The organism is Streptomyces sp. NPDC127119 (assembly GCF_042677425.1).
Classification (GTDB): Bacteria; Actinomycetota; Actinomycetes; order Streptomycetales; family Streptomycetaceae; genus Streptomyces.
Map to the genome: position 1 here is coordinate 18,784 of NZ_JBHXTO010000084.1, position 24,096 is coordinate 42,879.

22 protein-coding genes are annotated in these 24,096 nt (G+C 70.6%); 8 read left to right on the forward strand and 14 right to left on the reverse strand.

Translation table 11 applies throughout. The annotated features are described in order from the left end of the window. Positions 1-25: 25 nt before the first annotated feature. Positions 26-1,003, reverse strand: coding sequence for a sulfite exporter TauE/SafE family protein (locus ACFVH5_RS28940; RefSeq protein ID WP_385836660.1), 978 nt, complete (start codon positions 1,001-1,003; stop codon positions 26-28). Between the two features lie 254 nt (positions 1,004-1,257). Here ACFVH5_RS28940 and ACFVH5_RS28945 point away from each other — a divergent pair, with 254 nt between their 5' ends. Continuing rightward, positions 1,258-2,784, forward strand: coding sequence for an RICIN domain-containing protein (locus tag ACFVH5_RS28945; protein WP_385836661.1), 1,527 nt, complete (start codon positions 1,258-1,260; stop codon positions 2,782-2,784). A 65-nt stretch (positions 2,785-2,849) separates the two neighbouring features. Here ACFVH5_RS28945 and ACFVH5_RS28950 read toward each other — a convergent pair whose 3' ends face one another. Together ACFVH5_RS28950 and ACFVH5_RS28955 are read right to left on the reverse strand one after the other, a co-directional pair. After that, on the reverse strand, positions 2,850-3,356 hold the full coding sequence (locus ACFVH5_RS28950; protein WP_385836662.1) for a hypothetical protein: 507 nt from the start codon (positions 3,354-3,356) through the stop codon (positions 2,850-2,852). A 30-nt stretch (positions 3,357-3,386) separates the two neighbouring features. Continuing rightward, positions 3,387-4,484 (reverse strand): hypothetical protein, encoded by a 1,098-nt coding sequence (locus ACFVH5_RS28955; protein WP_385836663.1) that lies wholly within the window; start codon positions 4,482-4,484, stop codon positions 3,387-3,389. 407 nt (positions 4,485-4,891) lie between these two features. On the opposite strand from ACFVH5_RS28955, the gene ACFVH5_RS28960 reads away from it, so the two are divergent. After that, positions 4,892-5,629, forward strand: coding sequence for a hypothetical protein (locus ACFVH5_RS28960; RefSeq protein ID WP_385836664.1), 738 nt, complete (start codon positions 4,892-4,894; stop codon positions 5,627-5,629). 133 nt (positions 5,630-5,762) lie between these two features. Further along, on the forward strand, positions 5,763-7,670 hold the full coding sequence (locus ACFVH5_RS28965; RefSeq protein ID WP_385836665.1) for an FG-GAP-like repeat-containing protein: 1,908 nt from the start codon (positions 5,763-5,765) through the stop codon (positions 7,668-7,670). 118 nt (positions 7,671-7,788) lie between these two features. On the opposite strand, the gene ACFVH5_RS28970 is transcribed toward ACFVH5_RS28965, so the two are convergent. From ACFVH5_RS28970 to ACFVH5_RS29000, 7 genes are all read right to left on the reverse strand, one after another. Continuing rightward, positions 7,789-9,303 carry an alpha-N-arabinofuranosidase gene (locus ACFVH5_RS28970; protein ID WP_385836666.1) on the reverse strand — a complete coding sequence of 505 codons (1,515 nt, stop codon included), beginning with the start codon at positions 9,301-9,303 and terminating at the stop codon, positions 7,789-7,791. A gap of 207 nt (positions 9,304-9,510) precedes the next feature. Further along, positions 9,511-10,476 (reverse strand): arabinan endo-1,5-alpha-L-arabinosidase, encoded by a 966-nt coding sequence (locus tag ACFVH5_RS28975; protein ID WP_385836667.1) that lies wholly within the window; start codon positions 10,474-10,476, stop codon positions 9,511-9,513. Positions 10,477-10,522: 46 nt separating this feature from the next. Next, entirely contained in the window at positions 10,523-11,404 is an 882-nt protein-coding gene (locus ACFVH5_RS28980; protein ID WP_385836669.1) for a carbohydrate ABC transporter permease, read from the reverse strand. Next, positions 11,401-12,342, reverse strand: a complete 942-nt coding sequence (locus ACFVH5_RS28985) for a carbohydrate ABC transporter permease (RefSeq protein ID WP_385836670.1) — start codon at positions 12,340-12,342, stop codon at positions 11,401-11,403. The genes ACFVH5_RS28980 and ACFVH5_RS28985 overlap by 4 nt, the downstream gene beginning before the upstream one ends. Beyond that, entirely contained in the window at positions 12,339-13,697 is a 1,359-nt protein-coding gene (locus tag ACFVH5_RS28990) for an extracellular solute-binding protein (protein WP_385836671.1), read from the reverse strand. Before ACFVH5_RS28990 ends, ACFVH5_RS28985 begins: the two co-directional genes overlap by 4 nt. A 184-nt stretch (positions 13,698-13,881) precedes the next feature. Continuing rightward, positions 13,882-14,775: a hypothetical protein gene (locus ACFVH5_RS28995; protein WP_385836672.1), complete on the reverse strand. Its 894-nt coding sequence runs from the start codon at positions 14,773-14,775 to the stop codon at positions 13,882-13,884. After that, positions 14,775-15,356 (reverse strand): YbhB/YbcL family Raf kinase inhibitor-like protein, encoded by a 582-nt coding sequence (locus tag ACFVH5_RS29000; RefSeq protein WP_385836673.1) that lies wholly within the window; start codon positions 15,354-15,356, stop codon positions 14,775-14,777. Before ACFVH5_RS29000 ends, ACFVH5_RS28995 begins: the two co-directional genes overlap by 1 nt. A gap of 88 nt (positions 15,357-15,444) precedes the next feature. Here ACFVH5_RS29000 and ACFVH5_RS29005 point away from each other — a divergent pair, with 88 nt between their 5' ends. Beyond that, positions 15,445-16,158 carry a GntR family transcriptional regulator gene (locus ACFVH5_RS29005; RefSeq protein WP_385836674.1) on the forward strand — a complete coding sequence of 238 codons (714 nt, stop codon included), beginning with the start codon at positions 15,445-15,447 and terminating at the stop codon, positions 16,156-16,158. A 59-nt stretch (positions 16,159-16,217) separates the two neighbouring features. Here ACFVH5_RS29005 and ACFVH5_RS29010 read toward each other — a convergent pair whose 3' ends face one another. The 4 genes from ACFVH5_RS29010 to ACFVH5_RS29025 form a co-directional block, all read right to left on the reverse strand. After that, a complete protein-coding gene (locus tag ACFVH5_RS29010) occupies positions 16,218-17,147 on the reverse strand; it encodes an SMP-30/gluconolactonase/LRE family protein (protein WP_385836675.1) in 930 nt (309 codons plus the stop codon). Continuing rightward, entirely contained in the window at positions 17,144-17,917 is a 774-nt protein-coding gene (locus tag ACFVH5_RS29015; protein WP_210882884.1) for an IclR family transcriptional regulator, read from the reverse strand. Before ACFVH5_RS29015 ends, ACFVH5_RS29010 begins: the two co-directional genes overlap by 4 nt. Positions 17,918-18,116: 199 nt before the next feature. Beyond that, positions 18,117-19,358: a helix-turn-helix domain-containing protein gene (locus ACFVH5_RS29020; protein ID WP_210882882.1), complete on the reverse strand. Its 1,242-nt coding sequence runs from the start codon at positions 19,356-19,358 to the stop codon at positions 18,117-18,119. A gap of 2 nt (positions 19,359-19,360) precedes the next feature. Next, the gene (locus ACFVH5_RS29025) at positions 19,361-19,513 is read right to left on the reverse strand and encodes a hypothetical protein (protein WP_385836676.1); all 153 of its coding nucleotides are present in this window, start codon (positions 19,511-19,513) and stop codon (positions 19,361-19,363) included. Positions 19,514-19,832: 319 nt separating this feature from the next. Between ACFVH5_RS29025 and ACFVH5_RS29030 the strand changes: the two genes are divergently transcribed. The 4 genes from ACFVH5_RS29030 to ACFVH5_RS29045 form a co-directional block, all read left to right on the forward strand. Next, a complete protein-coding gene (locus ACFVH5_RS29030) occupies positions 19,833-20,810 on the forward strand; it encodes a DUF3068 domain-containing protein (RefSeq protein WP_385836677.1) in 978 nt (325 codons plus the stop codon). Between the two features lie 363 nt (positions 20,811-21,173). Continuing rightward, positions 21,174-22,325, forward strand: a complete 1,152-nt coding sequence (locus tag ACFVH5_RS29035; protein ID WP_210882878.1) for a glycosyltransferase family 4 protein — start codon at positions 21,174-21,176, stop codon at positions 22,323-22,325. Positions 22,326-22,456: 131 nt separating this feature from the next. Further along, positions 22,457-23,179 carry a class I SAM-dependent methyltransferase gene (locus tag ACFVH5_RS29040; protein WP_385836678.1) on the forward strand — a complete coding sequence of 241 codons (723 nt, stop codon included), beginning with the start codon at positions 22,457-22,459 and terminating at the stop codon, positions 23,177-23,179. Next, positions 23,176-24,096, forward strand: a 921-nt coding sequence (locus ACFVH5_RS29045; protein WP_385836679.1) for an alpha-(1->3)-arabinofuranosyltransferase family protein, incomplete at its 3' end; no start/stop codon positions are given. The genes ACFVH5_RS29040 and ACFVH5_RS29045, both read left to right, overlap by 4 nt.

Here is a 24,096-nt window from a genome sequence, read left to right on the forward strand (position 1 = left end):
CGCGGCGAATGGCCCACGGGGGAGGTCATTCGCCGCGGTTCACTGGCGTGAGCGGGGCTGTGCCGTGTGGGGTTGCGTCTCGGGTGCGGGCCCGGTGGGGGCTGGGCGCGCAGTTCCCCGCGCCCCTTGGGCGCGCCCTGAGCTCCTTGCGGTGGGCCTGGATCGAGTACGTCAGCGCGCCGGCCCACAGGGCGTACAGGAGGACGTACACACTCACGCTCACCGCGCCCGGCGCCGCCACCCAGTCGCTCCTGAGCAGCGTGCGGACGTTGGTGACGACGATGATTCCGCCGACCGCCGAGCCCAGGACGCGCGGGGGCAGCAGGCGCACCAGCCAGGCCGCGACGGGCGCCGCGATCAGACCGCCGATCAGGAACGCGGCGACCCAGCGCCAGTTCAGGCCCTGGGAGCCGAGGGAGAAGAGGAAGCCGAGGCTGGCGGCGACGGCGACGAGGAACTCGCTGGTGTCGATGGACCCGATGACCTTGCGGGGCTCCATACGGCCGCCGGCCAGCAGCGCGGGCGTACCGACCGGACCCCAGCCGCCTCCGCCGGTCGCGTCCAGGAAGCCGGCGACGAGCCCGAGCGGCGACAGGAACCGCTTGCGCAGCGGCTTGCCGAGATTGCCCTCGGGCAGGCCGCGAAAGGTGAACCGGGACATGACGTACTGCCCGAGCGCCAGCAGGATCAGGGACATCACGGGCTCGGCGACCCCGGTGGACAGCCCGGACAGCACGGTCGCCCCGAGGAACGACCCGACGGCTCCGGGTACGCCGATCCTGAAGACGACCTTCCAGTCCACGTTCCCGAAGCGCCAGTGCGAGGCGCCGGACATCAGGGTCGTCCCGATCTCCGCGAGGTGGACCGTGGCGGAGGCGGCGGCCGGGTTGGTGCCCATGGAGAGGAGCAGGGTGGTCGAGGTCACGCCGTAGGCCATACCGAGGCTGCCGTCCACCAGCTGGGCGCCCAGGCCCGCCAGGGCGAGCAGTACCAGCGTGCGCATCGTGTCCGAGTCCGTCCCGTCGCGGTGCCCCTCCGGAAAGCGCCTGTGAGAGACGGAAGGGACGGACGGGACGCTAGGTGCCCGAACTGAGGATTCCCTGAGCGCGGGATGAGGACGGCGCACAGACAACTCCGGGCCGGGCCGCGGATAAACCACTCCGAGGTGGACTAGCCAACCTCAACACCCTTGTGACTTCCTGGAGTCGAGCGACCACCGTCCGTAACGAGCGGCCGGTGAACGGCGAAAGGACGACGATGACCACTGCCCAGACGGCGGCCACAGGTGACGAGCACTCCGCCCCCTTGATCAGCACGGTCGCGGGGACCGGGGTCGCGGGGTTCAAAGGGGACAACGAGCCCGCTCTCACGGCCCAGTTGAACCGTCCGTACGGGATCGCGGTGGACAGCACCGGCACCCTCTACTTCTCCGACTACAACAACCACCGGGTCCGCAGGATCACCACCGACGGGAAGATCAGCACGGTCGCGGGGACCGGGGTCGCGGGCTACCGCGGGGACAACGGTCCTGCCCTGGCGGCCCAGTTGAACAGCCCGCGCGAGGTGGCGGTGGACAGCGCGGGCGCCCTCTACATCACCGACGCCGGCAACCACCGGGTCCGGAAGATCACCGCCGACGGGACGATCAGCACGGTCGCCGGCATCGGCGTCGCCGGTTTCGCCGGTGACGGCGGCCCCGCCACCGCCGCCCGGTTGAACTACCCGTTGGGGGTGGCGGTGGACAGTGCGGACACCGTCTACATCTCCGACCACACCAATCACCGGGTCCGGAAGATCACCGCCGACGGGACGATCAGCACGGTCGCGGGCACGGGCACCGCGGGCTTCAGGGGAGACGACGGGCCCGCCGTCGCGGCCCAGTTGAACCGCCCGTACGCGGTGGCGGTGGACGGCGCGGGCACCCTTTACATCACCGACGGCTCGAACAACCGGGTCCGGAAGATCACGGCCGACGGGACGATCAGCACGGTCGCCGGCATCGGCACCGCGGGCTTCGCCGGTGACGACGGTCCGGCGGTCTCGGCCCGGCTGAACCTTCCCCTGGGAATCGTGGTGGACAGCACCGGCGCCCTCCACATCTCCGACTACAACAACCACCGGGTCCGGAAGATCACCGCCGACGGGACGATCAGCACGGTCGCGGGCACGGGCACCGCGGGCTTCGGCGGCGACGACGGTCCCGCCTCCTCGGCCCAGTTGAGCAACCCGTTCGGGCTCGCCATGGACTGCGTCGACACCCTCTACATCGCCGACCACCTCAACAACCGGGTGCGGAAGATCGGGTCGGCGAAGATGGCCGGGCTGCCCGAGTCGGGCACGGTCGTCTCCTGGGCCAACGTCCGGAGCAGACTGCGGATGGGGGTGCTGCGGGAATCCACCAAGGACGGCGCCGAGATCCACCAGTCCCTCGCCGCCCCCCGGGACCACCAGCGGTGGCGGCTGGTCGCGGCGGGTCAGGACAACGGCGACGTCCTGTACCGGATCGAGAACGTGCGCAGCGGCAAGGTCCTGGAGGTCGTCGAAGCGCAGGAGAGGCCCGGGGCGGTCATCGCGCAGCGCGCCTACGAGGGCGTGGACGCCCGCCATCAGCAGTGGCGGCTGATCCCGGTGGGCCCGGTGACCGACACCCCGCGGGTGTACGAGATCGCGAACCGCAACAGCGGTCTGCTCCTCCAGGTCGACACCAACGCCCGCGCGGCGATCAGGCAGCACGGCGCGGAGGGCGGCCACCGGGACCGGCAGTGGCAGTTGCTCCCCGTATGACGCCCGAGGGGCCAGGGGCGACCTCACCCCTGGCCCCTCGGACCCTGACGGCCCGGACCCTGGCCCTACTGCGAACCGGACGGCTTCTCGGCGGTGGCCTTGGGCGCCTTGGGGGGCTCCGCGGCCTTGGGCGCCTCGGGAGGCTTGGGAGGCTTGGTGAAGTCGCTCTTCTTCGGCCTGCTCTCCAGGTCCTCGTCCTTCTGGAGGCCGCTGTGCTCCGTCACCGTCGCGCTCGACTCCCGCATGCCGTCGGCCGCCGCCGTGGACACCGAGCCGGGATCCCGCGCGTACTCGGCCTGCGCGCCGGCCGACGCCTGGGTGGCCCGGACGAAGGAGCCGAGGAAGCCCAGGACGACCCGCGCCTCGGGCGACTGCTCCCGCACGACCTTCGCCCGGGAGGAGGCCCCGTGGATCGCGCTCGTGAACAGGCTCGTGCTCGTGTCGTCGTACGTGTCGTCGGTGGAGTCCTCGAAATCGACGCCCGCTCCCGGCTGCGGCCGGTCGCCGCCGGTGATCACGGAGAAGAGCCCCGCGCCCTGGCTCGCGGAGTCGAAGATGTTGTGGAACACCATGGTCGTCGCCCCTTGTCGTCGTCCGAGTGGTCAGGGCTGCTTGTGCAGCGCCCGCGGGCTGTCGGTCAGGCTCTCGCCTTCGAACATCGTGTGGTGGACCTCCAGATCGGAGACGACCTCGGCCAGCCCCTTCATCCGGAAGCCGCCGCCCGCCAGGCCGATGTCGCCGATGTCACGGGCCACCACCAGATCGAGGCCGGGGTAGTCCCCGGACTGCGGAGGAGACAGGACCGCCACCGGCACGTCGTACTTCACCGCGAGCAGACCGCCGAACGTCACCGGGATCTCGTAGGAGTACTGCTTGCGGCACCGCCGCTGCGTGGCGATGGTCTCGACGCGGGAGTCCGGCGGGACCTGGCCGGAGATCTGCGACTTCGAAGCCCAGCTGGTGGTGAGGGAGCCGCCGACGGAGGCCGAGATGCCGAGCAGCAACGAGGCGTTGAGCGTCGCGCTGCCGGTGGCGCTGCCCTGGGTCGTGAAGGCCACCGAGTTCGTCACCGCGCTCGCCACGGAGTTCGTCGCCGCGTTCCGTACGCTCGTCTCGGTGGTGTTGGCGTTGTCCACCCCCATGTTGTCCTTGCTGTTCTTGTTGGTCATCGTGTTCGCGTTCTTGTTCGCCATCTCGTTCTGGAGCTGCGCCTGGAGCTGCGCCTGAAGGTCCAGCTTGAGCTGGTTCTGCAGCATCAGCTGGAGCTGCGCGCTGACGCTGCCGCCGAAGGTGAGTTTGGCCTCGCCCTGGAGCGACCAGGTGACCCCGTTCGACACGGTGAAGTCGACCGAGTCGGTGAAGGTCATCGGGGACGTCTGGCTGCGGTTGACGTAGGTGCGCGAGGAACTCGTGTCGGGCGGGGGCCGGCTGATGTCGCTCCGCTCCTCGATCAGTGGCTCCCCGAGGTTCATGTAGGCGAGCCAGCCCCGTTGGAACGCGGACCCGGGGAAGGCGCCGAAGCTCGACTTGTTCACGGAGAACCCGACGGGCCTGTGCCGCACCCCGTAGTCGTCGACGTAGACCAGGTCGGGGTGGTCCAGGATGGACTGCCAGGTCTGCTGGATGTTGAGTTCCCGCAGGTTCTTCTTCGTCAGCGGCCGGCGCTTGGCGCGGTCCAGATTGTACGCGTTGGAAGGCATTCCCTGTCCTCAGCTCATCGCGGTCGAAACGTGCTCGATAAAGTGCAGGAACAAGTCCGCACACGTTCCGAAAAGCGAAGTTAGCACGGGCCATATTCTCTGTGAAGACACCTTCGCGCATCTTGCTCAATCGAGTGATAAAGACTCGCACACTGTCGTCAACTCGCCGCCGAACGCGGTACTTTGAAGCACCGCCGACCATGCGAGAGACGACCCCACAATCCCGTCATCGATCACTTTGAGCTGGGCATTTACCGCTCGCCGAGCTTTCCCTTCGATGGCCCATCAGCTTTCGAAGCGGTATTTATCGAATGCCATTCGGCGTGCGGTAATACCGCGCAAAAATCCACTGCGTTGAGCGTCCGACACACTGTTTCTGCACATCCAGAAAAGGTGAGGTTTCCGCGATGTACACCCAAGAGCGCACGACGATGTCGAATTTGGTGGTCGGCGGCCCCGTGGCGGTGAACAGCTACGACAACGCGATCGTGGCTGCACTGGTCGAGAATCGGCCGGTCATGCTCGTCCACGCCTTCAACGGCGGCTATCTGCGGCCCGTCGAGCTGAAGGAGGAGAGCCATGACAAGGGGGTCAAGCTGGCCACCGCCCTCGACCCCGCCACCAAGGAGGCGCAGGGCCACCTCTGGTACGTCACGCCCGCCGGCTTCTTCGGGCAGCGCCCGCTGTACTGCGTCGAGAGCGCCGCGGGCCAGGTGTCGGCCAAACCCGCCCCACCCACGGGCGACGCCGGCGCCGGACGCGGCGACGACGGGCGGGGCGACGACGGCGTACCGAAGCCGCGGCGCAGGCGCATCACCGTGCATCAGGAGGCCCCGAAGAGCACGGCCGACACCGTCCAGGTCGGTCTTCCCGACAAGGTCGGCGACAAGTGGCGCGGGAAGAACGGCGCGCCCGAGGACACCCAGCTCTGGGTCGTCACGGTGACTCCGTGGGGCGGGATCACCTTCGTACCGATCACTCACCCCGACGCCATCCTCGGCTTCAAGGACCACGCGGTGACGGCCGACAGCGAGGTGCGTCTGACCTACAACTGGGGCGGGGACTTCACGGGGACGGTCATCAACACGTTCTATCCGCGGCTGCCCAACGAGTGGAACGTGCCGTACCACCACGTCTTCACGTGATCCCCGGCCACCGCCGCACCCGCACCCGCACCCGCACCCGCACCCGCACCCGCACCCGCCGTACCAGTACCCGTACCCGCAGGTCCCGCACCCGCCCGAGCCGACGCCCGCGCCGCCTGGAAGAGGCACCACGATGCCCGTGCCCACGGAAGAACTCACACTGGAGATCATCAACGCCGCCACGGGGAAGACCCTCGGCGCCAAGGCGGCGCCGAGCCCGGACGGGGCGCTCGTCGTCCGCGACTTCCCCGCCGACGGCCCGAGCCCGGAACAGTGGCGACTCACCCCCGTGCAGCCCGCGCAAGGCGGGCCGGGCGGCCGACCACCGGACGACCAGGCGTATGTGATCCGCAACGCGGTCAGCGGCAAGGTGCTCGACAACCCCGCCGCCGCCGACCGCGGCGTCCGCCAGTCGGACGCCGCCGCCGGCAAGAAGGGCCAGCAGTGGCGCGTCGTCCCCGTCGAGGGCGAGGCGGGCCTCTACTTCATCGAGGGCGCGACCGACGGTGCCGTTCTCGACCTCGCCGACCCCACGGGCCCCACCCGCCCTGCCGGTCCCACCGGACCCGCCGGCCTCGGCTACGAGGGCACCCGGGTCGTCCTGCGGGAGTACGACGACAGCGCGGAGAGCCAGCGGTGGCGGTTCGGCCCGGCCGAACCCGAGCGCGTCAGCGACCCCGTGCTGCGCTGGTCGCCGCTGAGCCACTGGAACGGCCGCCGGTCCTGGCGGCTGGCCCGCTCGGCGGCGCTGCGTCCGGCACCCGGCGCGACGCCCTCCTTCAGCGACATGCTGCTGGTCCTCGAACGGTTCGGCGGCGACCAGGACGCCGGGGGGTGGAAGAGCGACGGCCCCCACGGTTCCTGCGGCGGAGATCCGGGCTGGTGGGCCGGGCTCGGTGCGCGGTTCCCTGCCGACACCACGGGAGCGGGGGGCGCGGACCTCGTAGGGCTCAAGCCCGGGAAGGGGGCGGTGACGTCGGCCGGCAGAGGCGACGGGACGTTCGAGGACGACGAACGCGTCCTGCACCAGCCGGCGCCCTCCCCGAGCCCCATGGACCTGTGGACCCTCGTGGACACGACGGGTGACGGAAAGCCCGACGTCGTCGTGCTGGCCGCCGACGGAGTCCGGGTGTCGCCCCAGGGCGAGGGCGGGACGTTCGCTCCCCCGGGCGGCAAGCTGGTCCTCAAGGCGTTCGGGCACGGCCGGCAGGCGGGCGGGTGGCTCGCCGACGAGCATCCCCGGTTCCTCGCGGACACCACCGGCGACGGCAGGCTCGACGTCGTCGGCTGCCACGAGGACGGCGTCTGGGTGTCCCTCCAGGACGAGGAGGGCGCGTTCGCACCGATCGCCGACGGGGACGAACCGGTCCTGCGGGCCTTCGGCCACGGCGAGGAGGCGGGCGGCTGGCTCGCCGGCAGACATCCCCGGTTCCTCGCGGACACCACCGGCGACGGCAGACTCGACGTCGTCGGCTGCCACGAGGACGGCGTCTGGGTGTCCCTCCAGGACGAGGAGGGCGCGTTCGCCGATCCCCTGTACGTCCATGACGACTTCGGAGTCGACCAGGGGTGGAGCTCGGTCGCGGAGCACCCCCGGTTCCTGGTGGCGACGACCGACGGCGGGGCGGTGGACATCGTCGGGTTCGGCCCGCTGGGCGTCGTCGTCTCACGCGGGCGCGGCGACGGCACGTTCGCGCCCGCGGAGCTCGTCCTGAACGACTTCGGGCTCGCCCAGGGGTGGACGGGCGAGAAGCACCTGCGGCTCCTCGCCGACGTCACCGGCGACGGCATCCCGGACATCATCGGCTTCGGCGACGAAGGCGTCTGGGTGTCGCACAACCGGGGCGACGGCCGGTTCGAGCAGGCCCAACTGGTGTGCCGCGGGTTCGGGTACGGCGAGGACGCGGGCGCCTGGCGGGTCGGCCGCCATCCCCGCTTCCTCGCCGACGTCACCGGTGACGGGCGCGTCGACATCGTGGGCTTCGGCGGTCCGGGCGTGTACGTGGCCCGCAACCTCTTCCGGCGCTTCAGGACCCGGTAGGCCCCGGGCCCGCGTCAGCCACCTGCCCGGCTCCGCCCTGCCGCCGTACGCGGCAGGGCGGAGTGCTCGACCCTGAAGTCAGGGCGTGTCAGGTCGTGTCGGGTTGTTTCAGCTCGCGTCAGGTCAGGCGGATCACGTTCCAGGAGAGGGGTTCCAGGGTGGTGGTGAGGGTGCCGTTCTGCAGAGTGGTGCCCGTGACCTCGTGCGGGACCACCCGTTCCGGTTCGTCCAGGGTGTTGCGGGCGTCCGGGTCCGTGTCGGACAGGGCGCTGTGCTCCACCACCGCCGTCAGGCCAAGCGAGCCGAGCGACACCTCCAGCGGCAGTGCGTCCGTCCGGCCGCGGTTGACGGCGAAGACGGTGACCGAGCCGTCCTCGGCCCGTACCGCGGTCGCGTGCAGCAGGTCCGTCTCGCCGTACTTCGCCGTCTCGTACGTCGGCGAGTCCACGCGTACGTCGAGAACCTGGCCCCGCCCGTACCGCGAGGCCTGGGAGAACGGGAAGAACGTCGTCTGGCGCCAGGCCGGGCCGCCCGGCTCGGTCATGATCGGCGCGATGACGTTGACGAGCTGGGCCAGACACGCGATCGTCACCCGGTCCGCGTGCCGCAGCAGCGCGATGAGCAGGGAGCCGAAGACGACCGCGTCGGTGACGTTGTAGTTGTCCTCCAGGAGCCGGGGTGCCTCCGGCCAGTCCAGCGGGTTCCGTTCGGCCTCCTCCTGGGTCCTCGACAGGTACCAGACGTTCCACTCGTCGAAGGAGAGGTTGATCCGCTTCTTCGACTTCAGCCGCGCGCCGATGTGGTCGCAGGTGGCGACCACGTTCTCGATGAACGACTCCATGTCCACGGCGGAGGCCAGGAAGGAGTCGACGTCGCCGTCGTGCGGCTCGTAGTAGGCGTGCAGGGAGATGTGGTCGACCAGGTCGTACGTCTCCTTGAGGACCGTCGCCTCCCACTCGGCGAAGGTGTCCATGGACTGGCCGGAGGAGCCGCAGGCGACGAGTTCGACGCCCGGGTCGATCTGACGCATGGCGCGGGCCGTCTCGGCGGCGACGCGGCCGTACTCCTCGGCCGTCTTGTGCCCCGTCTGCCAGGGGCCGTCCATCTCGTTGCCGAGGCACCACATGCGGATGGCGAAGGGGTCCTTGTCGCCGTGCGCGATCCGCAGGTCGGACAGGGCCGTGCCCGACGGGTGGTTGGCGTACTCCTGGAGTTCCAGGGCCTCGGCGACGCCCCTCGTGCCGAGGTTGACCGCCATCATGGGCTCCGCCTGCGGGCCCAGCTTCTTGAGGAACGCGATGTACTCGGACAGGCCGAAGCGGTTCGTCTCCGTCGAGCGCCAGGCCAGGTCCAGGCGGCGGGGGCGGTCCTCGGCGGGGCCCACCGAGTCCTCCCACTTGTAGCCGGAGACGAAGTTGCCGCCGGGGTAGCGGATCGTGGTGACGCCCAGTTCCTTCACGAGGTCCAGGACGTCCTGGCGGAGGCCGGCCGCGTCCGCGGTGGTGTGTTCCGGCTCGTAGATGCCTGTGTAGACGCAGCGGCCCAGGTGTTCCACGAAGGAGCCGAAGAGGCGGGGGTTCACCTCGCCGACCGTGAAAGCGGGGTCGAGGGTGAAGCGTGCCTTTTCTTGCATGGTGCCTTTTCGCCTTTCGGGGTGGGTGGCTTGGGTTGCGTCGGCGGGTGCGGGTGCGTTGTGGCTGGTCGCGCAGTTCCCCGCGCCCCTAGGAGGTGGGTGGCTGATGTGCGTCAGCGGTGCGGGCACGTGGGGCTGGTCGCTCCCACGCGGCGGAGCCGCACATGTCACGGCCCCGCGCCCCTTGGGGGCCAAAGGCCCCCCGGGTCAGACGACTTGGGGCCAGCCCTCTTTGGACCAGGTGAGGCGGTTGAGGGCGAGCTTCGGGGTGCCGGCGTCCTCCGCGTCGTAGTAGTGGTATGCCAGCCAGGTCCGGACGCCGTCCTTGAAGACCGACTGGCCGCCCGTGCCGATGTATCTGCCGTGGCCCGCCAGGAGCAGGTCGCCGCCGCCCTGGAGAAGGGGGGTGCCGGTGCTGTCCACGTACGGGCCCGTGATCGAGGCCGATCGGCCGACCCGGATCTTGTACGTGCTGTTCACACCCGCGCAGCACGCGTCGTACGAGGCGAAGAGGTAGTGGAAGCGGCCGTGCCTGACGATGTACGGGCCCTCTACCGCGTACGGGGCGTCGGGGCGGGTCGCCAGGTGGTGGACCGTCGTGCCGGGGACGGCCTTTCCGGTGGCCGGGTCGAGTTCGACCATGCGGATGCCGGTCCAGTACGAGCCGAACGCCATCCACAGCTTGCCGTCGGCCCGGGTGATCGCCGGGTCGATGGCGTTCCAGGTGTCGGTGGTCTCCGAGGTGAACACCTTGCCGTGGTCCGTCCAGGTGCCCGGTCTGCCGGACCCGGAGGTGGCCACGCCGATCGCGGAGTGGTTGGTGCCCCAGGAGGAGACCGCGTAGTAGAGCCAGTAACGGCCCGCGCGGTAGGAGATGTCGGGGGCCCAGGGGTCGCCGGTGGCGTTGTACTCGTACCACCAGGACGGGGGTTCCGCGAAGGCGTTGCCCGCGTCGTCCCAGTGGGTGCGGTCCTTCGACAGGCGGGCGCCGATGATCCCGCCGGTCGAATAGGCGACGTACGCACCGGACTTGAGGCGGATGACGGTCGGGTCGTGGATGATCTGCTGGCCGGTGAGGGGCACGGGGTCCGGGTACTCGGCCGCCTGTGCCGTCGCCGGGAGCAGGGCCAGGACGGCCGCGGCGAGTACCGCGACGAGTCTGAAGCGCTTCAACTGGTAGCTCCTTGAGGGGAGTTACGGTGCAGGAGGGGTACGGGACCTACTGGCCCGCCAGGCCCGTGTGCGCGACGCCCGCCACGATCTGGCGCTGGAAGAAGACGAAGACGATGATCAGCGGCAGGCCCGCCATCAGGCCGCCCGCCATGAGCTGGGCCCACTGGATGCCGTAGGAGTTCATGACGGTCGCGATGCCGTTCGGCATGGTCATCAGGTCGGGGTTGTTGGTCACCATGTACGGCCACAGGAAGTTGTTCCAGGACGCGATGAAGGTGAAGATGCCGACCGCGGCCAGGGAGGGGCGGGACAGCGGGAGCACGATGGTGAAGAAGACCCGCCAGCGGCCCGCGCCGTCGATGAAGGCCGCCTCCTCCAGTTCGTGCGGGATGCCCTGGAAGAACTTGTAGAGGATGTAGACCATCGCGGCGGGCGCGCACTGCGGCAGGATCATGCCCCAGTAGGTGTCGACCATCCCCATCTGCTGGACGGTGGTGAAGAGCGGGACACCGAGGACGGCCGGGGAGACCATCAGACCGGTCATGACCAGGCCCAGCAGGGCCTTCTTGCCGCGGAACTCGGTGCGGGCGAAGCCGTATCCGGCGAGCGCGCTGACGCTCAGCACCACGAACGTCACGCACACCGAGACGACCAGCGAGTTCACGAACCAGTTGGTGATGTTGCCGGTCTCGAAGATCGCCGACCAGGCCTGGGTCGTCCACTCCTTCGGCAGCCAGTGCGTCGGCACCTCGACGGCCTCGGTCTCGGACTTGAGCGAGGTGAACAGCGCCCAGAGGAGCGGCGCGAGGAACACCACCGAGACGGCCGTGGCGAGCAGCGTGAGCACGATCTGGCTGGGCGTCCAGGGCTTGCGGTCCTTCGCGCGTATCCGCGTCTCGTCGGGGGTCTGTGCTGCGGCGGTGGTCATCGGCCGCCCTCCTCACGGTTGCGGAGCAGCCACATCCGGGCGAGGGCGACGGCCGCGATGATCACGAAGAAGATGATGGAGATCGCGGAGGCGTAGCCGACGCGGTAGCTGGTGAAGCCCTCTTCGAGGGTGTACTGCACGAAGGTGCGCGTGGAGCCCTCCGGCCCCGGCAGGAAGTCCATCATCACCACGGCCTGGTCGAAGACCTGGAGCGAGGCGAGGATCTGCAGGGCGAGAACGAGACCGGTGATGTTCCGCAGCATCGGCAGGGTGATGTGGACCATGCGGTGCCAGGCGTTCGCGCCGTCCAGCTTCGCGGCCTCGTAGAGGTGGGCGGGGATGCCCTGGAGGGCGGCGAGGTAGAGCAGGAAACTGAAGCCGACCGTCCACCACAGGGTGCAGACGACGACGGCGAGCATGGCGTACGACTTGTCGGTCAGCCATGCCGTCTCGATGCCGAGGACGTGGTTGACCATGCCCGTGCCGGGGTTGAACAGCCACTGCCACAGGTTGGCGGCGACGGTGGACGGCAGCAGGAACGGGGCGAAGAAGCAGAGCCGCCACAGCCATTTCCCGCGCTCGATGTGGTGGGCGAGCATCGCGAGGAGGAAGGCGAGGACGGTGATGCAGGGCACCACCAGGAGGGTGAAGTAGGCGCTGTGGCCCAGTGATTCCCAGACCAGCGGGTCGTCCAGGGCCTCGCGGTAGTTGTCGAGGCCGATGAAGTTGGTGGCGTCGCCGGAGATGTTGGCGTCCGTGAAACTGAGGTAGAGGCCGCGCAGCAGCGGCCAGATCACGAACAGCGCGAACAGCACGAGGAACGGGGCGACGAACCAGGCGCCGTGCTGGAAGCCCTGCTTGCGGCGGACGGTCGCGGTGTCCGCCACCGTCCTCGTACGCGCCGGAGTGATGACGGTCCCTGCGCTGGTCGTCGTCATGCGATCGCACCTCCCTGCGCGGCGGTCCTGCCGTCCATGGGGTTCTTCGAGGCGAGCAGCTCGGTGAGCGTGCTCTTCATGCTGCGGGCGGCGGCGTCCGGCTTGGCGGAGCCCACCGTGGAGGAGACGACGATCGGGCCGACGCGCTGGGCGAGGATGCCGGTGGACCCGGCGAACCACACCTTCGGCTCGGTGGCCTGGTGGTCCATCGCCGAGACGTACTCGCTCTGCGGGTTCATCTTCTTGTACGCGGCCGAGGACAGGGTCGGCGTGTAGGCGGGGATGTGGCCGCCGGCCGCCCACTGCTGGGCGTGCTGGACGATGTAGGCGGCGAGCTGGTGCGCGCCCTCGTTGGCGGTTCCGCCGCGGTCGGCCTGGTGCGGCAGGACGAAGGAGTGCGACTCGGCGTGGGTCGCCTGCTTGCCGAAGACCGGGGGCAGCGGGGTGGCGCCGTACTCGATCTTCGCGCCGTCGAAGACGGGCACCGACCAGTTGCCCTCCCAGACGAACGGGCCGCCGTTGACGAACTGTTCGGCGCCCGCGCCGCCCGCGAAGCCCGGGTTCACATAGCCGTCGGTGAGGTGCCGGCGCAGGAACTCCAGCACCTGCGTGGCCTTGTCGGTGTCGAAGGTGACCTCGGTGTTGGCGTCGTCGAACCAGGTGCCGCCGAGCTGGGTGTAGAACGCGACGAAGAACCACCACTGGAAGTTCTGGTCGCTGGACCACATGCCGATGGTCTGCAGGCCCTTCTTGGTGGCCTTCTTGGCCTCCTTCAGGACGTCGAACCACTCGTCGACGGAGGTGACCGGCACGATGTGGCCGTCGTCGCCGAGCAGGCCCGCCTTCTTCAGCACGTCCTTGCGGTAGAAGCAGAGCTGGACGTGGATGTCGAGAGGGAGCGCGTAGAGCTTGCCGCCGATGACGGCGCGCTTCCACAGCTCGGGGTTGAAGTCCGCCTCCCGCACGCCGTACTTGGCGAGCAGGTCGACGTCCCAGGGGTCCAGGAGCCGGCCCGGCGAGAAACCGGTGACCCGGCCCAGGTGCATGACACCCAGGTCGGGGGCCCGGTTGCCCGCCGCCGCCATGGCCAGTTTGGTGTAGAAGGGGCTCCCCCACTGGAGGGTCGAGTCCTTCACGTCGATGTCCGGGTTCGCCTCACGGAAGGAATCCAGCATCGCGATCATGTTGTAGCCGTCGCCGCCGCTGAAGAGGTTCCAGTAGCGCACGCGGGTGTCAGCACCGGAGGTGAGTGCGTCCGCTCCGGTGCCGAGCGCGGCGAATCCGAGGCTGCCCGCGACCGTCACGCCGCCGAGTCCCGCCAGGAGCTGCCTGCGATTCAGGCCAGGTCGTCCCATGCCCTGCCCCATCTGTTCGAGATGTCCCCGTCGGAGATTCCTCTGGAGATTCCGTTCGAGATTTCGATTGGTGCTCGTAACTTCGAACGGACCGTAGATAGGAAGCGCTTACTCGTCAATGGTTCGCGCAGGAATTTCCCTGTGGATACCTGTGGACACCCGTGAGCGACCGGCGGTCGGGGGCTCAAGTGGGACGAAGGCCCTGGAACGTCCCCGCCGCGGTGAAGGCGTCGGTGATCGGCGCGACGAGTGCGGCCAGGCGGCGGGCGCCCGCGTCGCCGATCGGCGCCCAGAGTGCGGCGCAGTGTTCGTCCGTCTCCGCCTCGATCCGCTCGCGGGCCGCGCGGCCGGTGTCGGTGAGGGTGGCGGTGGCGGTGGCTTTCGTGGTGTCGGAGTTGAGCCAGCCGCGTGCCGTCAGGCGTGCCGTCGCCGCGGACCACTCCTCGTCGTCCCACCGGCGGGTCGTCCGCGCGAGAGCCGCCGGGAGGCCGCCCGTCGCCGTGTGCAGCACCAGGCAGTCGCACGGCCCGATGCCGTTGTCCGCGAGCACGACGAGGTGTGCGTCGCCGCGCCACTCGCGTACCACCGTGATCTGCTGCCAGAGCGCGACCAGCGGATCCGGCGGCAGCGCGACGGACGCGTTCGCGGCGGCCAGCGCCTTGCCCGCGTAGTCGGCGCCGGCCACGACCGGGTCGATCAGTGCTCGCGCCTCGGCGAGTCGACCGTCCGTCATACGTACGCCCACCCGCCGCATCGCCCGCCCGACGGCCCGGAAGCGGGCCGCCTGCCACCGCTCGGGCGGCGCCGCGTCCCACACGCCGTCCATGGCCCGGACCGCCCGGGGGCTGAAGTTGTAGAAGGCCGCGAGCGTGACCTGCCACGGAACCGCGCCCATCGCGGCCGACCGGAACGCCAGGTACGCCGGTCCGCGGTCGGTCACACCCAACTCGGCCGCCTCCCGGGCTCCTTCGGGGACGAGGTAGGTGAACAGATGGGCCGCGCTGACGGCGTGGCCGACTTCGCGGACGGCTTCGAGGTCCATCACCGTCACCTCTCCTGCGAGGTGGGTCGGCGCCATCAGTCGGAGGTCCCGGCAGGGGCTTCCGCAGCGACTTCCGCGGGGGCTTCCGCGGGGGTCTCGGCGGAGGCGGTCAGGACCGCGCGGCCGAGGATGTGGCCGGCCATGGTGAAGCCGAGGACGGCCGGGGTGGCGTCGGCCGGGACGCCGATGACGGCGGTGTCGAGGGCGTGCACCACGACGAAGTAGCGGTGCGGACCGTGCCCGGCGGGTGGGGCGGCGCCGATGTAACGGGCCACGCGGGCGTCGTTGGGCAGTTGGTACGCACCTTCGGGCAGGCCCGAGCCCGTGTCGTCACCGGCACCCTCGGGCAGTTCGGTGACCGTGGCGGGGAGGTCGGCGACCGCCCAGTGCCAGAACCCGGAGCCGGTGGGGGCGTCGGGGTCGTACACGGTGACGGCGTAGCTCCTGGTGCCGTCCGGGGCGCCGCTCCAGGACAGCTGCGGCGACATGTCCTTGCCGCCGGGCAGGCCGGAGGAGTGCTGCTCGGGCGGCCAGGCGGCTCCGTCGGCGACGGTCGTGCTGGTGACGGTGAAGAAGGGGACCTCGGGGAGGCGGACGAAGGGGTCGTTGGTGGTCACGTGCTGGTCCTTTCGAGGATGCGGGTCGCTATACAATCGACAGTAACACCAATAATCGATTATCTGGCACATCATCTATGCTGAGGTCATGACTGACACGTCGCCTCGGCCCCCGGCCCCCACCGGGAAGCAGATGCTCTCCGAGCAGGTCCACGCACACCTGCGGGACGCGATCATGCGCGGGGACTTCGCCCCGGGGGACGCCCTCAAGCCGCAGGACCTGGCGAAGAAGGAGGGCGTGAGCCTGGCCGTCACGCGCGAGGCGCTGGTGCGGCTGGTCGGAGAGGGGTTCGCCGACCGGCTGCCCAATCGCGGGTTCACGGTCCCGTCGTTCTCGGACCGCCGCTGGCAGGAGATCGCGGAGGCGCGCAGGACCATCGAACCGGTCGTCCTGCGCATGTCCGTGGAGCGCGGCGACCTCGACTGGGAGGCGCGCGTGCGGGCGGCCCACCATCGGCTGGCCCGCACCCCGGCGTTCGCGCCGGAGGAGGGTGAGTACTACACCGCCGCCTGGGCCGAGGCCCACCGGGCCTTCCACCGCACGCTGCTGGAGGGGTGCGGCAACCCCACGCTGCTGGAGACCTTCGACCGCCTGTGGACCGCGAGCGAGCTGGCCCGCCGCTGGTCGGCGCACCGCAATCCGGGCCGGGACGCCACGAAGGAGCACCGCAGGCTGGAGGAGGCGGCGCTGGCCCGCGACGCCGACACCGCGGCGGCGGTCCTGGTCGAGCACCTCACCATGACGGCCGCCGCACTGACCGACGGAACCGACGGGACCGACGGTTCAGAGCAGGGGAGCTGAGCCCCGCCCGGAGTCCGGGCGGGGTGAGCCGACAGCCATCAACTGCCGGCCGTCAACCGTCAGCCGGCGAAGGCCGGTTGGGGCAGGCCCTGTCCCGCGCCCGGAACGACGAGCACCGAGCCCGCGAGCGGGTGCGGGGCCTCCAGGCCCGTACGGGCTGTCGTGATGTACAGGTCGGTCAGGTCGGCGCCGCCGAACGCGCAGGCCGTGGGGCGCGGTACGGGGAGTTCGACGACGTGGTCCAGCTCGCCGGACGGGGTGTAGCGGCGGATGGCTCCGCCGTCCCACAGGGCGACCCAGACACAGCCGTCGGCGTCGACGGTGAGCCCGTCGGGGAACCCGTCCCCCTCTTCGATGACCGCCAACTGGCGCCTGTTGCTCACCTGTTGACCGTCGACGTCGAAGACGTCGATCCGTCGTGTCGGCGAGTCGATGTAGTACATGAGGCGGCCGTCGGGACTCCAGCCCGTGCCGTTGCTCACCGCCACGTCGTCGAGGACGGTCTCGGCGGAGCCGTCCGGGGCGACCCGGGTGAGCGTGCCGCCGCCCGGCGCCTCGTCGTAGCGCATGGTGCCCGCCCACAGGGAACCGTCGGGGGCGACCGCCGCGTCGTTGGCCCGGCGGCCGGGGACGACCTCTCGGCGCAGCCAGCGGAATTCCTGCGGATCACCGGCAGGGGTGTCGGCGCGGCCCCCGGCGGGGCTGTCGCCGGGAGCCGCGACGGAGTCCGGGCCGTACAGGCCGATCCCGTCGCGGAGGTTGACGACCAGGCCGCCGCCCACCCGGGGCTTGGCGGCGCCCACGTGCTGCTCGGTGGCGAGTACCGTGCGCCGGCCGGAGACCGGGTCGTACGTGAACACCCGGGACCCGAGGATGTCGATCCAGATCAGCCGCTGGGCGTCCGCGTCCCAGGTGGGGCCTTCCCCGAGGGCCGCCTCCGCCCGGACGGCCACCTCGTACGCGTGCGTCCCCGACGGCCGGCGCGTCATCCGACACTCCGGTGCCCAAGCCGCTCCGACAGCTCGGCCGCACCCTTGGCGGCGAGCCCTTCCAGTTCGACCTTGCGGTCCTCGCTCCACCGGATCATCGGCACGGAGATCGACAGCGCCGCCACGACCTGGCCCGTGCGGTCGCGCACCGGTGCGGCGATGCAGCTGACGTCGGGGTTCGACTCCCGGCTCTCCACCGCGATGCCGCGGGCGCGGATCTCGACGAGGGCCTCGCGCAGGGCGCCCGGTTCGGTGATGCTGTTCGGCGTCATCCGGATCAGGTCGGCGTCGTCGGGGATCCGGGAGGTCAGCTCCGGCTCGGACAGCGAGGCGAGCAGCATCTTGCCCACGGAGGTGCAGTGCGCGGGGAGGCGGCGGCCGGCGGCGGACACCATGCGTACGGCGTGCGTGGAGTCGACCTTGGCGATGTAGATGACGTCCGTGCCCTCCAGGATCGCCACGTGCACGGTCTCGTCGCAGGTCTCCGCGACGGACCGGGCGACCTGCTGGCCCTCGGCGGCGAGGTCCAGCTGCTCGGAGTAGCGGCTGCCGAGCTGGTACGGCCGCACGCCGAGCCGGTAGCGTCCGGGCTGCCCCGGTACGGGCGTGATGTACGAACGTGCGGCGAGTGTCGTCACCAGTTCGTGGACGGTGGTGCGCGGCAACTGGAGCCTGCGCACGATGTCGGGGGCGGAGAGTGTGCCGTCCCCGTCGAGGAAGAGCTCAAGTATGTCGAGAGCCCTGGTTACGGCAGGTACGAGGCGTCCCACAACTGGCCCCCTCCCTTATGTTCGAAATTTCAACAGCCGATCGGCATAGCGAACACAGGCTACTCACACGGGTTGGGCGGGGCAATGGGCGCGCGACCGAGGGGTGCGCCGGACCCTCTTTCTGGAGGCCCACGGATGGGCTCTGAAGGCCCACGGGTGGACTGCCGTAAACGGGTGGGTGGGCGGGAGAGAGGCTGGTTCAGCGGCGGGTGCGGGGGTCGCCCAGTTCGCCCCGGAGGCGCTGCGCCCGGAGCACCAGTTCCAGCTCGAAGCGCCGGTCGGGGTCGTCGACCTCGTCCCCCCACAGCTCCCTGATCTGCCGAAGGCGATACCGTACGGTCTGCGGATGGACCCCCAGGCGCGCGGCCACCTCGGGAGCCCCGCCCCGCGTCTCCAGCCAGGCCAGCATCGTCTCGGCGAGCCGCCGCCCGTGCGTGGGACCGCAGTGGGCGAGCGGCTCCAGACAGCGCAGCGCCAGGTCGTCGATCAGCTCCTCCGGTTGCAGCAGGACCAGCGCCTCGGTGTGCTCGGTGCAGTACAGCACCTCTCCCGCGGGCAGCAGTCCCCGCTCCATCAGCCGTACCGCCGCCTCCGCCCAGCGCAGCGACTTCGCCGCGTCGCGCAGCGGCACGGGCGGGCCGATCGCGCCGGCCCAGCCGGTCAGCGCCCGGTGCAGCAGTTCGGGGCGCCCGGCGGCGTCGGGCTCGGGCACGACCATGCGGGGCTGCTCGTACTCCATGTCCAGCAGCACGCCCTGGCTCACGGCGGGGGCGACGGCCTCCCGGGCGGGCCGCAGCAGTACACCGACCGCGACCTTGCCGGGCAGCGGCCAGCCGATCCGCGCGGCCCGTTCGGTGAGCGCCTCGGCCGGGTCACCGCGGTGGTGCTCGGCGAGGAGCAGTTCCATCAGCCGGCGCTGCAACCTCAGACGTTCACCGGCCTGCCTCGCGGCGGCCTCGGCGTAACCGCGTACGGACTGGTCGACCAGCCCGTCCAGGTACTCGTATCCGGCGTCGACCAGCTCGTACATCGCGGGCGGCGGGATCTCCACGCGCGTGCCGATCTCGGCGAACCGGCGCCAGGCGAGCCGTACCCCGAGCCGGTAGATCGCCTGGAGCGAGTCGAGGCTGCGGCCGTTGAGGCCCTCGCCGCGGCCGAACTCCTGGAAGACCTCGGGGTGGACGCGCGGCCGGCCCTCGGCGGTCTCCAGGTGCTGGACGAACACCTCGATGGCCCGGCGGATGCCGACCAGCGCCATCGGTTCGCCCGAGTCGTCGAGCACCACGGGCAGATGCGGGTACTCGTGCTGTATCTCCTGGAGGATCTGCTCGGCGAGCGCGGGCGCCTCGGCCATCGCGAGCGCGGCGAACTGCCGCACCTGCAGGCGCGGTACGTCGTGCCAGGCCGAGCGCACGGGGACGGGTGCCGGGCGGAGAGCCATGGTCAGCGCTCCCGGCCGGCCGTCTCATAGGTGATGAGTGGCGTGTTCGGCTGCTCCGGGGTCGCGTCGAGCAGCGCCACGATGCCGAGGGCGGCGCCCACGGCGAGCACGGCGGCGGCCGTCACGGTCAGCAGGACGGCGGGCAGTCTGGACATCGCGGGTCAGCCTCTCTGTCGAAAGGTCACCCCCACCTGAGCGCTCCGCTGGGAGCGCCGTCCTGGATCCGCGGGCCGATGGTGGCCGGCCGCGCAGTTCCCCGCGCCCCTGGCGGGGCGCGGCACATCTCCCTCGCCACCGGGCCCACCTCGTCCCGGCCGACGAGTCCCCGGTGCCGGCAAGTCCTCAGTGTCATCAACGCATTGACACTTCGTCAAGGGTGCGCCTACGGTTCCCGGCCCATACCGCACCTGCACCCTCCCCCACCGTGCCGGCACCTGTCCGTGCCGCGTCACCAAGAGACCTTGGAGTGCCCGGATGCGCCGTACTGCCACACCCTTTTCCCTGGTCGTACTGGGTCTGGGCGTCTTCCTGCTCGTCCTGGCCCCCCTGCTCGCCCGGTACGTCGAACCACGCGCCCAGCGCACTCCCATCGACACCGACCAGACGACCGTCTTCACCGGCACGGGCAGTTATTTCGACACCGACGAGATCGAGACCGTCCGCGACAAGAAGATCACCATCACCCGGCAGGTCCGCGGGGACGTCGCCGAGAGCGAGAAGAGCGGCCGGGCGGTCTGGGACGTGTCCACGTCCGTCGACACGAACAAGTCGCTGCCGGCGGCCGACCCGCACGACTCGCTCCAGTGGACCATGGAGCGCTGGGTGACCGACCGGAAGACGAACAAGCCGGTCCACTGCTGCCAGGAGAAGCCGTACTTCGAGGGCGAGGCCTACCTCAAGTTCCCCTTCGACGTGCAGAAACGCTCGTACATCTGGTGGGACAACACCCTCGGCTCGACCGTCACGCTGAAGTACCGGGGTGAGAAGCGGATCCAGGGGTACAAGGGTCTGCGGTTCACCGGGACCGTACCCGCCACCAAGACCGGCACCCGGCTCGTGCCGGGCACCCTCGTGGGTGTGGAGGACGCGGGCCAGGTGCTCGCCGAGGAGTGGTACTCCAACCACGGCGTCGAGCTGGTCGCCGACCAGCGCACGGGCCGGATCATCTACGCGGCGATCGGCCCACGCAAGACGCTCCGGGCGCCGGGGACGAAGAAGGACGCCGTCGTCCTGCTCGACAGCAAGCGGATCGCGTTCACCCCCGAGACCCAGAAGCAGCAAGTGGATCTCGCCGACACGGACAGCGGTCTGCTGCGCATGGTGGGGCGGACGGTGCCGTTGGGAGCGGGAATTGTCGGCTTCCTCCTGGCTGCGGTCGGTGCCGTTTTGGTGGCACGAGGGCGTCCGCATCCCGAAACGCCCGAGAGCTCCCAGGAACCGCTCACAATGTGATGAGACGTCAGCTCCACAAAGCCCCGAAATTGTCACTTCGGTGAGTAGCCGCAGCGAACCAGCGGGCGAAAACTGTCCACCCCACCCGCACACGGTCCCTCCGCACCCCGGCACAGCAGACCCCGCCCACCCCCACGGAACACACCCCACAGAAGTCCCGCAGAAACCCCCACAGAGACCCCACCGAAGTACCGGCAGAACGGTTTCACCGATCGGTTCCACCCCTCCATACGGATAGCCACCGCGGGAAATTCAGGGTTCCCGCACCGAACGGACCGACCGCACCGCCACACGCACCTTCACACGCACCAACCCCCCCACGCCCCACGCTGGTTCCGCACCCCGAGACGAGTTGGAGCACCCATGCCCCAGCACGTGCCTTCGTCGTTGCGCGCCGCCTTCCCCCGCTCCGCGCAGCGACACCCGGCGCTCCCCCCACAGCCGCGCCGAATCGTTTTCCTCGCCCGCCGTGACTACGGCAACGAAGCAGCGGGCGGCTCCGAACTCCTCGTCGACAGACTCGCCGAGGGGCTGACCCACCTCGGCCATCAGGTCACCCTGCTGTGCGGCGGACCCGCCGCGTACCGCGACTACCGCGTCGTGTCGGCGGGCGGCGACCTCGGCCACTATCTGCGCGCCAGATCGGCGTTCCAGCGTCAGGTCGGCGACTGCGACCTGCTCGTGGAGGTCTGCAACGGCATGCCGTACCTGGCACCGCTGTGGCACCGCGGACCGACCCTGTGCCTGGTCAACCACGTCCACACCGACCTGTGGCGGATGCGGTTCGGCGGACCGCTGGCCCCCGCCGCCCGGCTCGGCCGAAGACTCGAACACTGGGCACTGGCGGGCGGGCAGCGCGGCGGCCTGCTGGTCGCCGTCTCCCCGTCGACGGCCCACGCGCTGCGCGCCATCGGCGTCGAGCGCGAACGCATCCGGGTCGTGCACAACGGGGTGGAGGAGCCGGGCGCACCGGCCGAACGCTCACCGGAACCGCTGTTCCTGGCCGTGGGACGGCTCGTCGAGTACAAACGCATCGAACTGCTGCTGCGCCTGTGGGAACGGGTCCGCCCGGTCACCGGCGGCCGGCTGGTGATCGTCGGCGACGGCCCCGAACGGCAGCGGCTCCAGCAACTGGCCGGTCCCGGAGTGGAGTTCACCGGCCATGTCTCCGAGGCCGAGAAGCACCGCCTGCTCTGCGCCGCCTGGCTGCTGCTGCACCCCTCCGCCGTGGAGGGCTGGGGTCTGGTGGTCACGGAGGCGGCGGCCCGCGAGACACCCGCGATCGCCTTCGACGTACCCGGCCTGCGCGACTCGATCGTGGACGGCGAGACGGGCCTGCTGGCCCGCGGCGAGTCCTCGTTCGCCGCGGCCTGGTGCACCCTCGCCCTGTCCACCCACCGTCGCACCCTCATGGGCAAGGCGGCCGGCGACCGCGCCGCCCAGTACCGCTGGCACCGCACGGTCCGCCAGTTCAGAGCCGTGGCGACGGAGGCGGTGAGGGGCTGGACACCATGACCCCCTGGCGGCGGAACTCCGGGCGGCGGGCTCCCCGGCCGAAGACCCCTCGATGGAAGACATCCCGACTGAGGACTTCTCGGCTGAGGACTTCTCGGCGCGAGGGCGCGAGACCGGGGCCCGGTACGGGCCTGCGGGACCCTTCCCTGCGCCGCTCCCTCGCCCTCTTCCGTGCCTTCCGTCACGAGCAGGAGGACCCCGAGGGCTGCTACACGCTGCTCGCCCGGGACGCCGCCGACCAGGTGGAGGCGTACGACGGTCCGGTGAAGGGCCGGATCGTCGTGGACGTGGGCGGCGGGGGCGGCTATTTCACCGAGGAGTTCCGCAGGCGGGGCGCGCACGGCCACCTCTTCGAGCCGGACCCGCGCGAACTCGGTCCGAAGCCCCCCGAGGGATCGGTCGTCGCCGACGGCTATCTGCTGCCCCTCGCGGACGGTGTGGCCGACGTCTGCTTCTCCTCCAACGTCCTTGAGCACGTCGCCGACCCGCAGACCTTCCTCAGCGAGATGGTCCGCGTCACGCGGCCCGGCGGGCTGATCTACGTGTCGTTCACCAACTGGCTGTCCCCCTGGGGCGGTCACGAGTGGGCGCCCTGGCACTACCTGGGCGCCGACCGGGCCCGCGCCCGCTACCGGCGCCGTACCGGCAGGCCCGCCAAGCACACCCTCGGCGAGAACCTCTTCGCCGTGCACATCGGACCCACCCTGCGGCAGGTGCGCGCCCGCGACGACGTCACGGTCGTCTCGGCGCGCTCCCGCTACTGGCCGTTCCTCGCCCAGGCCGTCGCCAGAGCGCCGGGACTGCGTGAATTCGCCACCTGGAACCTCCTCCTCATCCTCCGGCGGTGTCCATGACCAGCACGGTCCAGGCCCCTCCCCCGGCGGCGACCCGCCCCCTCGCCCCGGACCCAGGCCCCGAGCAGGGACCCCGGTCGCGGCGGTGGCTGCTGGGGTTCTGGGCCGTGGTCCTCGTGCTGTTCCTGGCCGTGGACCCGGGCCGACAGACCTTCGACACCAAGCTCGGGGTCGCGCTCGACCCCGGGCAGTTCCTGGCGGACCTCGGCCAGCTGTGGCACGACCGGGGCGGCTTCGGCGGTATCGCGGACCAGTACGTCGGCTACGCCTTCCCCATGCTGCCCTACTACTGGCTGACCGACCTGATCAGCATGCCGGTGTGGCTGGCCGAGCGGCTGTGGATGTCGCTCGTCGTGGCGGTCGCCTTCTGGGGCGCGCTGCGGCTCGCGGAGCGCCTGGACATCGGCAGTTCCGCCTCCCGGCTCCTCGGCGCGGTGGTGTACGCGCTGTGGCCGGTGTTCACCATCGTCGTCGGCTCGACCTCGGCCGCCGCCCTGCCCGGCGCGTTCCTGCCGTGGGTGCTGCTGCCGCTGACGAACGACCGCCACAGCGCCCGGGTGGCCGCCCTGCGCTCGGCGCTCGTCATCCCCTTCATGGGCGGGGTCAACGCGGCCTCCACGCTGGCCTCCCTGCTGCCCGTCGGCCTCTACCTCCTGTCCCGGACGCGCGGTCCACGGCAGCGCAAGCTGATCGCCTGGTGGGTGCCGGGCGTGCTCCTGGCGACGGCCTGGTGGGTCGTCCCGCTGCTGGTGCTGGGCATCTACGGCGAGAACTTCCTTCCGTACGTGGAGAGTTCGCAGACCACGACGGACACCATGGCGGCGACGGAGTCGCTGCGCGGCGCCGGCAACTGGGTCGCCTATCTGCACTTCAACGAGGCCTGGCTGCCCGCGGGCTGGACCGTGACCGCCTCGGTG